The organism is Cochleicola gelatinilyticus, from assembly GCF_001637325.1.
Lineage (GTDB): Bacteria > Bacteroidota > Bacteroidia > Flavobacteriales > Flavobacteriaceae > Cochleicola > Cochleicola gelatinilyticus.
The window spans coordinates 665,782-680,900 of the sequence record NZ_LRXL01000026.1; the positions used below are offsets into that span (position 1 = coordinate 665,782).

Here is a 15,119-nt window from a genome sequence, read left to right on the forward strand (position 1 = left end):
CTACACAAATATCGGAAAAATTTTATGGCTTTTATCGTAAGACTTTATTAAAACCTAAACCCTACTGAAACATACCAGACACTTTCGTCGATCTCTGGTGAAAATGAGTATTTAACTTCTAGCGGCCCTAAAAAAGTATCGAGACCGTAACCCGCTGCAAATCCACTATAATCGATCCCATCGGCCCATTGTCCAGTACTAAAAAGATCATCACCAACATTAGATATATTTGCAGATAAACTTATATGGTTTTTTTTAAAAATCTCATAATCGAAAGTGAGCGAAGATTTTAAATAGGTATCACCTCTAAGGTCTAATGCCTCATAGCCATATAATGGGATAATATTGTTAAGCCGTTTGTATCCATAACCTCCTAAAAAGAAATCTAAAGATCGCGTGTCTTTCCCTCCAATTTTAAACCCTCCTTCGGTACTTATCTGTGCCGAAAATTTGTCAGAAAAAGAATGAGCATAGGCTACTTTCGCCTGTGCTATAGAAAATTGATCGAACGAAGGGTCCATCCCTTCCGCAAAAACATAAAAATGAAAATCTCCTTCAAAATAAATTCCACTGTTCGGGAAAAAAGTATTGTCGAATGTATCGTATTTTAAATAACCATAAGTACTGAAGAAATTTGTGTTTTCAAAAACAGTTCGAAGATTCTCATTTTCGTCGATCCCTATGGTGGGCGAAAGGTAACGCAACCATTTATGCTCTATCCCTAAACCCAGTAAAAAAGTTCTTCGGAAAAGCGTTTCCACATATAATTGATTCGTAAGGTCTCCATATTCCAAATTAATTTCATTGATAGGAACATTATTCTGTTCTGAAATTTCTGGAGAAACGAATTCATAAGGTACATCTTTATCAAAGAAGTTGAAATGTGAATTTAAGCCAATACTCCAATAATATCCTTTATCGATATAATAATTAAAATCGTATCGAATGTTATCACCCACTTTAAAATCGAACGAGGCAATATCATTATTTGTAAATAGTCTTTTTCTTGTAATATTTATAAGAGCAGCAGTACGATAAAGGTCATCATAATGAGCCGCAAAACGTAATGCCATTTTAGAGGGGTTTTCACGCAAAGTAAACTCAACGGTAAATTTTCCGTTTTCATCTTCTCTGAAACGATAGTTTATATCTTGAAAATTTCCCGTAGCAGATAAATTATTCACACCTTCATTGAAGCGTTCGTAAGTTGTTTCTGTATTTATTCGAAGTTTCAATTTTCCTAAAACATACGATCGTGTGTAATTTTCAGTACCTTGAATATCTACTGCTTTTATAAAAACCGACTTTCTTTTTAAGAATTTTACTTCTGTTTTTGGTTTTATCTTTTGTTTCGCTGCAACCGAATCTAATTTCTGTCGAACCAGCCCTGCTGCTGTCTCTCCAGAAGCCACTATTTTTTTCCCTTCACTAAAGGCTACGACACTAAAATCATCAATCTCAGGGTGTATATAAATATCTGTTTTTTTTCGTTTTTTTACCATATCGTTAATCGTACGGTAATTATTTATTTGAACCAATACCTCGAATGCCGAGCTCATTTCATCTCGAGTTCTAAGACTATCTTGCACATCTACTCCTATAATAACATCCATACCTTTTCCTCGCACCTCATCTACAGGATAGTTGTTAACTACACCACCATCCACAAACACTGTATCGTTTATAACAACAGGGCTAAATAATGAGGGCAATGCTCCACTGGCGGTAATAGCTCGCGGAAGATACCCCTTATCTAAAACTTTTCCTTTTCCTGTTTCCACATCGGTCGCTACGCAAAAAAAAGGTATTGGTAATTTGCTGAAATCGGAGACATTATGTACATGTCCCGTTAGTTTAGAAAGCAAATTATATACATTTTGCCCTTTCGATAACCCAGAGGGAAATCCAACATTGAAGTCATCAAATGGCAATGTGATGGCATATTTTTCAGATTCATCTTTTTCATAAAAAGTTTTTGCACTACGTGGAATATCATCCTGAATTAACGTGTTAAAATCCACTACATTAAAAATAGAATCTAATTGCCTCGCTGTATAACCTGAGGCATATAATGCTCCAACAATAGCACCCATACTTGTACCGCCAATATAGTCGATACGTATTCCAGCTTCTTCGATAACTTTTAACGCTCCAATGTGTGCTAGTCCTTTTGCACCACCACCACTTAAAACCAGCCCTACTTTTATATCTTCAGAACGCGCATCCTGAGCCCAACCAATGGCTGAAATTAACAAAGTGAATATGACGATTATTTTTCTCAAGGGTTTGTATTGGTTTTAACTCTTATAATTAATTATTTCTGAAAATGCTCAACAATTTTCTTTGCTTTACTACTTCCTATTATTTTAGCAAGGGCTTCAAAACTTGCTTGAGAAACTCGTTTAGTGCTTTTAAAATGTTGCAATAAATCGACGACCGTCTTTTCCCCAATTCCAGAAATTGATTCCAATTCTGTATTCAGTGCTTGCTTGCTTCGTTTATCACGATGAAAAGTGATACCAAATCGATGTGCTTCGTTTCGTAATTGCTGAATGATCTTTAAAGTTTCCGATTTTTTATCTAAATACAATGGGATGGGATCATCTGGATAAAACAATTCTTCCAGTCGTTTAGCAATACCAATTATTGCAATCTTTCCTCGCAGTCCAAGTTTGTCAAGACTTTTTAACGAAGAAGATAACTGCCCCTTTCCTCCATCTATGATGATGAGTTGTGGCAAGGGTTGCTCTTCATCTAGCAATCTTTTATAACGGCGATACACGACTTCTTCCATTGACGCAAAATCATCTGGACCTTCTACTGTTTTTATATTGAATTTACGATAGTCCTTCTTGCTTGGTTTTCCGTTTTTAAAAACCACACATGCCGCTACTGGATTTGTCCCTTGAATATTACTATTATCGAAACATTCAATGTGACGTGGTTCTTCGGTAAGTCGGAGATCTTTTTTCATCTGTGCCATGACTCGTTTTTCATGACGATCGGGATCTACAATCTTTGCTTGCTTAAACCGCTCCATTCTAAAATATTTGGCATTTCGAACCGACAGATCTAAAATGTGCTTTTTATCGCCTGCCTTCGGAATATGCACTTTTACTCCTTCTTCGGCATCTATCTTTATAGGCACGTAAATCTCTTTCGACTGTGAGTTAAAGCGCTGTCTAAGTTCGATCACCGCTAGCTGAAGCAACTCCTTGTCGGTTTCATCAAGTTTCTTTTTAATCTCTAACGTATGGGAGCGAATAATGGCCCCAAAAGACAATTGTAAAAAGTTTACATATCCATAACTTTCATCACTAATTATCGAAAAGACATCGACGTTATTAATTTTCGGATTTACAACGGTCGATTTCACCTGATAATTTTCAAGAACCTCAATTTTCTCTTTAACACGCTGAGCATCTTCATATTTTAAATCTTCGGCATACTGCTTCATTTGTTTTTTAAATCGTACGAGCGAATCTTTAAAATTTCCTTTTACTATATTCCTAATTGCCTCAATGTTCTCGTTATATTCTGCTTCAGAATACATCCCTTCGCAAGGTCCAGAGCAATTTCCAAGATGGTATTCGAGACATACCTTGTATTTTCCGTTCTGTATTTTTTCTTCAGAAAGGTCGTAATTACATGTGCGTAAGGGATACAACCCTTTTATAAGATCTAATAAGGTATGCACCGTTTTCATGCTCGTGTAAGGACCAAAATATTCGGAGCCATCCTTGATAAGCCGTCGAGTAGGAAAAACTCTCGGAAAACGCTCATTCTTAATACAAATCCAAGGATATGTTTTGTCATCTTTGAGCATGACATTGTACTTTGGCTGGTACTTTTTAATTAAGTTATTTTCCAGCAAAAGAGCATCGGTTTCTGTTGCCACCACAATGTGCTTAATATCCTTTATTCGGCGCACCAACAATCGGGTGCGGGCATTGTCATGTTGTTTATTGAAATAAGAAGAGACCCTTTTTTTTAAATTCTTTGCTTTCCCAACATACAGTAATTTTCCATCTTTATCGTAATATTGATAGACCCCAGGAGAATTGGGTAAGGTAGAAATTTGTAAGGGTACCGAAGCTTCAGCCATACTTCAAAGATACTAGCAATTTTATTTTTCAATTAGAAATCAAGAAGCAATAACTGTTAATAAACCGCTAAAAAAAACATTTTAAAATCCAAACGTCGTGTATTTGCGTACTTTTAAATACCAACCCTATAAAATGACACTACTAACAATTCTTAAAGCGATACAAAAACCAGCCATTTTGGTGTTGGCTTTCGTATACTTGTTGGTACCATTACAGAAACCTTTATTAGAGGGTTTTCATAAATTAGAACATGCGATATTACAAACCGATGTTGACTATTCGCATGAGTTGGCACACGATGCAGATATTGAACATGGGCATGAGCACAAAGCTATCTCCTTTCTTTCAGAATTGTTTTCTTCGGAAAAAAATGCTTCCGATAGTGAAATGCATTCAAAAGAACTAAAATTCGACAAGCACTTTCAAGAGCCTAATTTCACTTCTGAAACCCTTCCGAAGCCTTTTAAAAAATCTTTATTCTTTTTTGTTTCTGAAACCTATTCTGTCGTACCTCGAAACGACACCCCTCCACCCAGGTTTTTCTTTTCATAATCGCACCTAATTTTCGGAAGTACTCCTTCTGAAACATTCTCTTATTCAAAAAATTTTTTATGAAAAGTATACTTATATGGAGTATGCTACTTTGCTGCGCGTATGCACAATCGCAAACGCTTAAAGGAAAAGTAGTAACTCAAAACAATACGCCTATGGAAGATGTGGCGATCTTCAATAAAGACAGCGGAACACATTCGCACACTAATTCGCAAGGAACATTTATTTTAGATAATGTTTCAGTAAACGACCAAATATATAGTTCTTACTTAGGGTATGAAACCTTTGTTTACACGGTGGCAGAAGAAGATCTTTCTTCAGAAATCACCATTACATTACAACAAAGCGCTGTTTCTTTAAGTCAGATCGTGATTTCACCCGAAGTAAATACCCTCAATCAAATTGTTTCGATCGATCTACAAAACGATCCCGTAAAGAATACGCAAGAAGTACTGCGAAAAGTACCTGGGCTTATAATTGGGCAACACGCAGGTGGTGGTAAAGCAGAACAAATATTCTTACGCGGATTCGATATCGATCACGGTACCGACATTAGTCTTTCGGTAGATGGGCTTCCAGTTAATATGGTGTCGCATGCACACGGACAAGGATATAGTGATCTGCATTTCTTAATCCCAGAAACAATCGAAAAAATAGATTTTGGAAAAGGGCCTTTTTACGCAGAACGAGGTGATTTTACCACGGCTGGTTATGTTGCCTTTAAAACGAAAGAACGTATCGATAATAGTTCTGTATCTGTAGAGTTAGGGGATTTTAATAGTTTTCGAACCGTAGGATTATTTAATGTTCTTGAAACCGAAAAAAGCAATGCTTATATCGCTAGTTCTTATAACTCTTTCGATGGACCATATGATACCCCACAAAATTTTAATCGCTTTAACCTGATGGGGAAATACAATTTTAAAGTAGCCCAAGATCAGGAAGTTTCGTTTACCGCTTCTCATTTTCAAAGCAAGTGGGATGCTTCAGGGCAAATTCCGCAGCGCGCTGTTGATGCTGGCATTATTGGACGTTTTGGTGCGATTGATGATACCGAAGGCGGAAATACTAGTAGAACGAATGTTTTAGTAAATCACAGTAAAATTCTTACTGATAATTCTAAATTAAAGACTTCTGCTTTTTATTCACATTATGACTTTCAACTGTTTTCAAACTTTACGTTCTTTTTAGAGGACCCAGTAAACGGAGACCAGATTATGCAGCAGGAAGATCGAAATATACTTGGATTTCAAACTGCATATTCTAAAGATCTCAATCTTGGAAGTACCGATTTTGAATATACTGCCGGTATGGGAATTCGCTATGATGATGTAAACAACGTGGAATTGTCACGAACCAAAAACCGAAAAGAAATTTTAGAACGTCTCGCTTTTGGAAATGTAGATGAGCTAAACGCTTTTGCTTTTCTGAATACAGAATTCGATATGGGAGACTTTAAAGTTGCACCAGGTCTTCGTCTTGATTACTTTAAATTCGATTATGAAAATTTTCTAACTGAAACGTACGACAATAAGAGCGAAAGCAAGGTATTTGCAAGTCCGAAATTGAACGTTACATACAGTCCCAATCGAACCTTACAGTTATTTTTAAAAACTGGAGTTGGTTTTCATTCCAACGATGCTCGTGTAGTAGTAGCTAACAATGGGGAAGATATTTTACCTGCAGCCTACGGAACCGATATAGGAGCGATCTACAAAATAACCGACAAGTTCATTATTAACAGTACGCTTTGGTCGTTGTTTTTAGATCAAGAATTTGTGTATGTAGGTGACGCTGGAATTGTTGAACCTAGTGGAAAATCTCGTCGTTTAGGGGTTGACTTCGGAATGCGTTATGAAGCTTTAGATTGGCTGTATCTATTTGGAGACATAAATTATACTTATGCTCGAAGTACAGACGAACCTGAAGGTGCAGACTATATTCCTTTAGCACCGGACCTTACCTCAACGGGAGGTGTTACTTTCGAAAATGTAGGAGATTTTTCGGGAGGATTAAATTATCGCTTTATAAAAGACCGTGCTGCTAATGAAGACAATAGCATTATTGCTGAGGGATATTTTGTGACCGACTTTAACATCAACTACACCTATAAAAACTTTGTTTTCGGAATTATTGTAGAAAATCTATTCGATACCGAATGGAACGAAACACAATTTGCCACAGAGAGTCGACTGTTTAACGAAGCTGAGCCTACCGAGGAAATTCACTTTACTCCTGGAACCCCTTTCTTTTTAAGAGGTAAGGTTACCGTTAACTTTTAAACACCTATTGTTTATTAAATAAGAATGTCTCCTCTCACGTGTTATAATTGTTATTAGGGTACTTCTCGATTTATATTTATTTTCTACATTGCAGAACATAATTAAAAGTCATGAATATCGCCATTTTGTCTCGAGGGGAGACATTATATTCTACTCAAAGTCTTCTAAAAGCAGGGGAGGCTTTAAATCACTCGATAGAAGTGATAGATCCAACCTATTGCAATGTATTCATAGAAGACGACAAAGCATTATTGCAATATCACGATAAACTTATTGATGATCTCGATGCTATTATTCCGCGAATTGGTGCTTCGAACACCTATTATGGCACATCATTAGTGCGACATTTTGAAGCTATGGAGGTCTTTTCGATAGTTTCTTCTGAAGGGATTCGAATTTCCCGTGATAAATGGGCTAGTTTTCAAATAATGGCAAAAGCGGGAGTTCCGTTACCAAAAACAACATTAGTATCCCAGTACTACGCAGAAGATTTTTTGCGTGATTTTGGCCAAGGTCCTGTAATTATAAAATTATTAGAAGGTACGCACGGAACCGGAGTTATTTTATGCGAATCGTATAAAAATGCATTGGCAACACTTGAGACCCTTCGTTCTACTCGGTCCCGATTTCTGCTTCAGGAATACATTGAAGAATCTAAGGGAGCCGATCTTCGTGTAATTGTTGTAGGTGGGTCTATTGTCGCTTCCATGCGGAGACAAGCAAAAGAAGGTGACTTTCGCTCTAATTTACACCGTGGAGGTTCTTCCGAAGCAATAAAGCTTTCCGAAGCTGAAAAAAATGCAGCACTAAGAGCTGCAAAATCTTTAAATCTTGGTGTATGTGGCGTGGATATTCTACAATCTAAACGAGGTCCATTAGTGTTAGAGGTTAATTCAACTCCCGGTTTAGAAGGTGTCGAAAACACAACCGGTATCGATGTATCAAAGCATATTATTGAGTACTTAGAACGACATAAACGCTAAGATTCTCTTAAACCATTTAAACCCTTTAATCCTTCTTCTTTGTTAGAAAGTCTTTTTAGTATCTTGCAATTATAAAATTATTCACATTTGAAACGAAGTATAGGTAGGACCGATAAAGCAGATTTTCCTCTATTAAATCTTTTTGATCTAGCAATTAAAATTGACACAGGTGCTTTTACCTCTTCCATTCATTGCACAGAAATTGTCGTGGAAGATAATTACTTGAAATGTAAATTTCTAGATGAAGAGCATCCCGATTATCATAATAAAGAAATTACATTCGATAAGTATGATGTAAAAGTAGTTAAAAGTAGCAATGGGCAAAGTCAAGCTCGGTATCGAATTTTAACTGAAATTTTGCTCTTTGGAAAAGTATATCCTATTTTTTTAACCTTGAGCGACCGTGCCGAAATGAAATATCCTGTTCTACTAGGAAGAAAATTTTTAACCAAAAGATTCGTAGTCGATATAAATAAGACCAACCTCTCTTACAAACTAAAATTAAAAAATGAACATTAAAATATTATCTGCGAATCCGAATCTGTATTCTACAAAACGTTTGGTTGAAACGGCAAAAAAAAGAGGCCATTCGGTAGAAATTATCAATCACACCAAATGTGATATTGTGATCGAGAAAAAAAACCCCTGTATATATTACAAAGGGCAGAAATTAGAAAATATCGATGCAGTAATCCCTAGAATTGGTGCTTCGGTTACTTTTTATGGTACGGCAGTAGTGCGACAATTCGAAATGATGCGCGCATTTACTACTACCGAGTCTCAAGCTTTGGTTCGTTCTCGCGATAAATTACGAAGCCTTCAAATTCTCTCAAGGGCTGGTTTAGGACTTCCGAAAACCATCTTCACCAACTACTCTAAAGATGTTAAAGAAGTCGTTGAGCAAGCTGGTGGTGCTCCTGTAATTATTAAGTTATTAGAAGGAACTCAAGGAATTGGTGTCATTCTAGCTGAAACAAAAAAAGCTGCCGAATCTGTCATTGAGGCTTTTAATAATTTACAAGCTCGAGTAATCGTGCAAGAATTTATAAAAGAAGCCGGTGGTGCCGATATTCGTGCATTTATTGTCGATGGGCAAGTAGTGGGCGCAATGAAACGTCAAGGTAAAGAAGGAGAATTTAGAAGCAATTTACACCGTGGAGGAAGTGCTACTGTTATTAAGCTTACCGATGAAGAGGAAACAGCAGCTCTCAAGGCAGCGAAAGCGATGGGACTTGGTATTGCAGGAGTAGATATGCTGCAATCGGCGCGAGGTCCGCTTATTTTAGAAGTAAATTCTTCGCCTGGATTAGAAGGAATTGAAACGGCTACTGGAAAAGACATCGCCAATTCAATTATTAAATATATAGAAAGAAACGTATAGTCGCATGGCAGACAATGAAGATACACTTGTAATTTTAGGAACCGAAATAGTACCAGGGGACGTTAAGATGCTCAATTTTAGCATTGCAAAATTATATACCTCTACACAAATCGATATTCCGGTTATTGTGGCCCGTTCTACAGAACCTGGTCCAACTGTACTTTTAACAGCTGGGATTCACGGTGATGAAATTAATGGTGTGGAAATTGTTCGTCAGATTATTGCAAAAAAAATAAATCGCCCTAAACGAGGAACCACAATTTGCATCCCCATTCTTAATATTTTCGGTTTTTTAAATGCCGAGAGAACTTTCCCCGATGGAAGAGATCTAAACCGAGTATTTCCGGGAACCAAAACAGGATCTTTAGCAAGTAGAGTAGCCTATCACTTTACAAAAAAAATACTTCCACATGCCGATTACTGCCTCGATTTTCATACTGGAGGTGCGAGTCGTTTTAATGCTCCTCAACTTCGTATTCATCGCGGAGATGATTATTTACTAACCTTGGCAAAAATTTTTAATGCCCCTTTTACGATTTATTCTAATAATATTGATAAATCGTACCGAACCACGTGTGCAAAAAAAGGAATACCTACCTTACTATTTGAAGGAGGTAAAAGTTTAGAAAGCAATAAAAACGTAGTGAAAGAAGGAGTGGATGGTACAATGCGTTTTCTGTCTCATTTCAATATGCTTTCAGATTCTTTTGAGGCGCCAGCTCCTAAAAGAAAAACTGTACTTATTGAAAAAACGAAATGGATGCGTGCTCAAAAAAGTGGTTTGTTACACATTAAAATTGAATGCAATAAACACGTAGAAAAAGGAGAGTTTTTGGCAACCATCACCGATCCATTTGGAGAGATGCGACATAAGGTAATTGCACCAAATGAAGGCTATATTATTAATGTAAATCATGCCCCTATTGTATATCAAGGGGATGCTATATTTCATATAACCACTGTTAATGCAACGGTTTCTGAAACCGAAGAGGATGAGCTCCATGAGTAAACTTACAAAACAACAGTTCCGCCAGACTTACAAAGCACATAGAGCTACACTCACTACTGAAAATATTGATGAGGCGAGTCTAGCCATTGCCAATAATGCATTAAAGCTTCAGATATGGGAAGGTACTTATTACCATTTGTTTTTATCGATTTCAGAAAAAAAAGAAGTGGACACCCAGTACCTACTCCATATCCTTCAAGGAAGAGATAAAAGTGTAGTCGTTTCAAAATCTGATTTCAACACTCTTGAAATGGCGCATTTTTTGCTTCAAGAAAACACAATATTACTTCATTCTAAATATGGAATTCCTGAGCCCAAAGATGGTATAGAACTGCTTCCGAAGCAAATCGACGTAGTGTTTGTTCCACTATTAGCGTTCGACATTAAAGGAAACAGACTTGGTTACGGAAAGGGATTCTATGACAGGTTTTTAGAAAAATGTCGTAAAGACACTATTCTTGTTGGACTTTCTTTATTTGAAGCTGAAGACAAATTACCTCAAGATCCTAACGACGTACCCCTTGATTATTGTATTACACCGAAAAAAATATATACGTTTTAAAAAATCATTATATTTAAACTCTTATTAATCTAACCAACTATAAAAATGGAAAATTTGAACCAACCACAGGCAACACCCCCAGATAATCATCTTGTTTGGGCTATATTAAGCACCGTATTATGTTGCCTTCCTTTAGGAATTGTTTCTATTATTAAATCTACCAAAGTTAAGGAACTCTGGTTACAGGGAGATCATGCCGGAGCGCAAAAAGCTGCTAACGACGCTAAAAAGTTTGCAATTTGGGCTGCTGTAGCGGCTGCTATTGTATGGGTACTTTACATTATATTAATGGTAGTAGGAATTGCCGGTGGAGCCATGGGTGGATACTAATAAAACTATAAAATTAACCCTTCTGGTCTTCGGTCTTGGAGGGTTGTTTTTATTGTATTACCTTTTTAATCCTTCTCAAAGCACCTTCTTCCTATCCTGTCCTATTAAAATGGTTACGGGATATCATTGTCCGGGTTGTGGGTCTCAAAGAGCGGTTTATCAACTGCTCCATGGACATATTCTTGCCGCATTTAGATTGAATCCTCTCATGGTACTTACGCTTCCCTTACTTGTATATGGGTTAGGACTAACTCTTTATAATTATATTTTCTCTACGTCACATCGTATTTCATTATTTTATAATAATGCTTTTATTTTTGGGTATTTCGCTATAGCTATTCTTTATTGGGTTCTTCGAAATATTCCGTACGCTCCCTTCACTTTTTTAGCCCCTACAGAATAAACAACTACAAACTTGAATATCACACTTCTAAAAAAATTAGCTATCTTTCGTAACCCAATTTAATTAAAATGCGTTTCTCCTATATTTTATTCATGAGCTTACCTAGAATCACAAAGAGCGCTTATCTGTGAAAAATCCTCTAACACATTTTGATAATTTTTATTATCAAGAGATTGCTAAAATGACCGCCGCCGGTGGTTGGGGGATCAATTTTGTAAAAAAGGAAAGTTATATAGATCCGGAAGGAAGACGTATTCTAAATATTCCCGACAGTTTTGTCCCAAAACCAAAAAGTGCTTTAGATTTTTACGTTGAGGAACACCACGAAAAGGTATTAGAGTTAATAAATTCTTGCCGTTCAGGTAAACCTTTTACTGCCTATCTTAAAATGCTTACGTACGACAAAAAAGAATTTTGGGCACGTGCTATTGGAAAACCTCTATACGACCATGAAAAAAATATTGTTGGCGTTCATGGAGTATTTCAAGATATAACTTCAGAAAAATTAAAAGAACTAAGCTTAGAAAATTCTTTACATCTTATTGAAATACAGAACTCGAAGCTTCTTAATTTTGCGCATATTGTTTCTCATAATCTTCGGTCTCACTCTAGCAATTTACAGCTTACGTTAGAATTAATGAATTCGGTTTCTTCAGAAGAAGAACGAAAAGAATTTATGGAAAGTTTAGACAGTATTTCTAAAAGTTTAAACGACACAATTGTTCACTTAAATGAAATTGTTAATGTGCAGTCTAAAGCAGATGAAGAAAAATTGCCAGTACATTTTGAGGAAATCTTACAACAAGTTAAAAACTCACTCAACCAAGTTATTTTAAAAACCAAAACTGAAATATACAGTGATTTTTCGCTCGTTCCCTCTATAAAATATATACCAGCTTACATGGAAAGTATTTTTTTAAATCTTATAACGAATTCTATAAAGTATAAACATCCCGATAGACCCCCTAAGATTGAGATTTCAACTTATTTTAAAAATGGGTCCGATTATTTAGAGTTTAAAGACAATGGAATAGGCATCGATCTCGAACTGTATAAAGATAAAGTTTTTACTATGTACCAAACATTTCATAAGCGTGAAGATTCTGTTGGAATTGGGTTATTTCTCATTAAAAATCAGGTAGAAGCCCTTCACGGTAAAATTTCTCTAGAAAGCACTGTAAACAAAGGAACCACATTTACAATTCAATTCAACTAAATTGTCTCTTTTGAAAACACATCCCCAAATTAAATTATCTTGTATTATAGACGATGATATTATCTATGTCAATCTTGTAAAAAAGATTATTCGCAACAAAAATTTATCTGAAAAACTAGTTATTTTTAGAAATGGCGAAGAGGCTCTAATGTATTTTAAATCTAACCTCAACAATTTCCCTACCACTAGTTTCCCGGAGATTGTTTTATTAGACCTTAATATGCCAGTAATGGATGGCTGGGAGTTTCTAAAAAAATTTAGGAAATTAAAAAATAATAATGATTTTTCCACGAGTCTATTTGTGGTGAGTTCATCGATAGACCCGTATGAGATTAATAAAGCTAAATCGGACAGTATTGTAACCGATTATCTTATTAAGCCTGTTAAAATGGATGCATTCGAGAAACTATTTAGAATTGCGGCTTCTTCTTAAAATTTAATTGCAGGTCACAAAAAACATCTTAAAGAGAAATGGGAATTAAAAATGTAAAATTACCGTAGTTATTTTACCCTTCCTAATTGTTTAATTCTGTCTGTTCTTTTTTGTCCTCATGCTTTGGAAATGCTTTTTTATTAAACACCAATAACAATCCTACTCCAACACTTATTGCTGTATCTGCTACATTAAAGACAGGTTCGAAGAATCGGAAATAGTTTCCTCCCCAAATCGGGAACCATTCTGGTAAATACCCCTCCCATAGCGGAAAATAGAGCATGTCTACCACCTTACCGTGAAACAGTGTTCCGTAAGCCCCTTCTTCAGGAAATAACGTTGCTATCGTGGTGTTGCTGTCATTGAAGATAATCCCGTAAAAAACCGAATCTATAATATTACCTAGTGCACCAGCAAAAATAAATGCAATCGCAATAATTAATACCCGAGGTAGATTTTTTCGTATAGAGTCCCACAGCCAGTAAGCAATACCTACAATTGCTCCCAAGCGAAATAAGGTTAATATAAGTTTTCCATATGTACCTGGAATTTTTACACCCCAAGCCATTCCTTCATTTTCTACAAAAAGAATGCGAAACCATTCGAAGATCTTTACCTCTTCTCCTAACGTAAAATGTGTTTTAATATAAAACTTAGAAACCTGATCAATAATCAGGATAAGAATAATAATTCCAACAGCTTTTTTAATTGTCATACGATTATTTTAATCTTTCTGAGAACAATATGATGTAACAGAAGGTCGACAAAAATAATACTTTTATTTCGTTTGAGTAAGTGAGACTGTTCCGTAAATACTGGTTGCTATAATTTTATATTTTCCTGAAGTTCTAAGACTATTTGTAGCAGTATTATATTTTGAGATTGCTATACCTTCACAGGCATCGTCTGCTTCAATAGTAATAAAACCGCTTTTTGTTTCAATGGTTGCGTTTCCTTTAAATTTTGTTGCTATACAATTACCTGCTTCCAATGCTAAACTCACCTCTTTAAAAATTCCAGAAAGTGTTACCGATGCCATAGATGATTTCACTTTAAAATTTATGTCCTCAGGAATTTTTAACTCCATTTCTATTGCAAGAACCTTATGAGCAGCCAGTTTATCATTTTTAGAAATAAAAAATGGAATACGAGAAGTAGATATTGTGAGGGTGTTATTTATTTCTGAAGCATTTACTACTACCGTTTCAGAGGATTCCCCTTCTATAGAAGTACTAATAGAAATGGTATTTCTTTTTTCTGAAATTACAGTGATTGTATAAACCGCATCACTTTTAATGAAAAGTGTCTCAAAACTTGAGGCATCCCATGTCTTTTGCATTTGTTTTTGAGCATGCAGCCCTGAAACAAATACCACTATAATTAAAATAATTGTAAGTCTTTTCAGCATAAAAAAACCCTACATAAAAGTGTAGGGTATTATTAAATTAAGTTCATTAAAATTGAATACTAAAATATTACTTCTGCATGTTCTTTGCTTCAATGCTTAACGTAGCATGAGGCACAAGTTTTAAACGTTCAGGATTAATAAGTTTTCCTGTTACACGACAAACGCCGTACGTTTTATTTTCAATTCGAATAAGGGCATTCTTAAGATCACGAATAAATTTTTCTTGTCGAATCGCCAATTGAGATGAGGTCTCTTTACTCATTACTTCACTACCTTCATCGAAGGCTTTAAATGTAGGTGAAGTATCATCTGTACCATTATTACTATCATTTTTATACGAGCTTTCAATAAGTTCTAATTGTTCTTTTGCCTTATTAATTTTCTCTTGTATAAGATCTCTGAATTCTTCTAATTCAGCATCACTATATCTATTCTTTAAATCTTGAGCCATAAT

16 protein-coding genes are annotated in these 15,119 nt (G+C 35.7%); 11 read left to right on the plus strand and 5 right to left on the minus strand.

Annotated elements, in window-relative coordinates:
* Window positions 1–47: 47 nt before the first annotated feature.
* The gene (locus ULVI_RS05010; RefSeq protein WP_068590358.1) at window positions 48–2,282 is read right to left on the minus strand and encodes a patatin-like phospholipase family protein; all 2,235 of its coding nucleotides are present in this window, start codon (window positions 2,280–2,282) and stop codon (window positions 48–50) included.
* 32 nt (window positions 2,283–2,314) lie between these two features.
* Window positions 2,315–4,105, minus strand: a complete 1,791-nt coding sequence (uvrC, locus tag ULVI_RS05015) for an excinuclease ABC subunit UvrC (protein ID WP_068590360.1) — start codon at window positions 4,103–4,105, stop codon at window positions 2,315–2,317.
* A 133-nt stretch (window positions 4,106–4,238) separates the two neighbouring features.
* Here uvrC and ULVI_RS05020 point away from each other — a divergent pair, with 133 nt between their 5' ends.
* The 11 genes from ULVI_RS05020 (at window position 4,239) to ULVI_RS05070 (ending at window position 13,257) form a co-directional block, all read left to right on the plus strand.
* The gene (locus ULVI_RS05020; RefSeq protein WP_068590362.1) at window positions 4,239–4,658 is read left to right on the plus strand and encodes a hypothetical protein; all 420 of its coding nucleotides are present in this window, start codon (window positions 4,239–4,241) and stop codon (window positions 4,656–4,658) included.
* Between the two features lie 59 nt (window positions 4,659–4,717).
* Window positions 4,718–6,940: a TonB-dependent receptor gene (locus ULVI_RS05025; RefSeq protein WP_068590364.1), complete on the plus strand. Its 2,223-nt coding sequence runs from the start codon at window positions 4,718–4,720 to the stop codon at window positions 6,938–6,940.
* Window positions 6,941–7,050: 110 nt separating this feature from the next.
* A complete protein-coding gene (locus ULVI_RS05030; protein ID WP_068590365.1) occupies window positions 7,051–7,923 on the plus strand; it encodes an ATP-grasp domain-containing protein in 873 nt (290 codons plus the stop codon).
* Window positions 7,924–8,010: 87 nt separating this feature from the next.
* Window positions 8,011–8,442 (plus strand): ATP-dependent zinc protease family protein, encoded by a 432-nt coding sequence (locus tag ULVI_RS05035; RefSeq protein ID WP_068590367.1) that lies wholly within the window; start codon window positions 8,011–8,013, stop codon window positions 8,440–8,442.
* On the plus strand, window positions 8,432–9,304 hold the full coding sequence (gene rimK, locus ULVI_RS05040; RefSeq protein WP_068590369.1) for a 30S ribosomal protein S6--L-glutamate ligase: 873 nt from the start codon (window positions 8,432–8,434) through the stop codon (window positions 9,302–9,304). The genes ULVI_RS05035 and rimK overlap by 11 nt, the downstream gene beginning before the upstream one ends.
* A gap of 4 nt (window positions 9,305–9,308) precedes the next feature.
* Complete coding sequence (locus ULVI_RS05045) at window positions 9,309–10,313, plus strand: succinylglutamate desuccinylase/aspartoacylase family protein (protein ID WP_068590370.1); 1,005 nt, start codon at window positions 9,309–9,311, stop codon at window positions 10,311–10,313.
* A complete protein-coding gene (locus ULVI_RS05050) occupies window positions 10,306–10,875 on the plus strand; it encodes a 5-formyltetrahydrofolate cyclo-ligase (protein WP_068590373.1) in 570 nt (189 codons plus the stop codon). The genes ULVI_RS05045 and ULVI_RS05050 overlap by 8 nt, the downstream gene beginning before the upstream one ends.
* Before the next feature lie 45 nt (window positions 10,876–10,920).
* A complete protein-coding gene (locus tag ULVI_RS05055) occupies window positions 10,921–11,205 on the plus strand; it encodes a CD225/dispanin family protein (protein ID WP_068590375.1) in 285 nt (94 codons plus the stop codon).
* The gene (locus ULVI_RS05060) at window positions 11,195–11,608 is read left to right on the plus strand and encodes a DUF2752 domain-containing protein (RefSeq protein ID WP_157632571.1); all 414 of its coding nucleotides are present in this window, start codon (window positions 11,195–11,197) and stop codon (window positions 11,606–11,608) included. The genes ULVI_RS05055 and ULVI_RS05060 overlap by 11 nt, the downstream gene beginning before the upstream one ends.
* A gap of 127 nt (window positions 11,609–11,735) precedes the next feature.
* A complete protein-coding gene (locus tag ULVI_RS05065) occupies window positions 11,736–12,824 on the plus strand; it encodes a PAS domain-containing sensor histidine kinase (protein ID WP_157632572.1) in 1,089 nt (362 codons plus the stop codon).
* 10 nt (window positions 12,825–12,834) lie between these two features.
* The gene (locus tag ULVI_RS05070) at window positions 12,835–13,257 is read left to right on the plus strand and encodes a response regulator (RefSeq protein ID WP_068591400.1); all 423 of its coding nucleotides are present in this window, start codon (window positions 12,835–12,837) and stop codon (window positions 13,255–13,257) included.
* 82 nt (window positions 13,258–13,339) lie between these two features.
* Here the strand turns inward: ULVI_RS05070 and ULVI_RS05075 are convergent, their stop codons facing one another.
* From ULVI_RS05075 to ULVI_RS05085, 3 genes are all read right to left on the minus strand, one after another.
* A complete protein-coding gene (locus ULVI_RS05075; RefSeq protein WP_068590377.1) occupies window positions 13,340–13,972 on the minus strand; it encodes a lipoprotein signal peptidase in 633 nt (210 codons plus the stop codon).
* A 63-nt stretch (window positions 13,973–14,035) separates the two neighbouring features.
* Entirely contained in the window at window positions 14,036–14,665 is a 630-nt protein-coding gene (locus ULVI_RS05080) for a hypothetical protein (protein WP_068590378.1), read from the minus strand.
* A 67-nt stretch (window positions 14,666–14,732) separates the two neighbouring features.
* Window positions 14,733–15,116, minus strand: a complete 384-nt coding sequence (locus ULVI_RS05085; RefSeq protein WP_068590380.1) for a TraR/DksA family transcriptional regulator — start codon at window positions 15,114–15,116, stop codon at window positions 14,733–14,735.
* Window positions 15,117–15,119 lie beyond the last annotated feature (3 nt).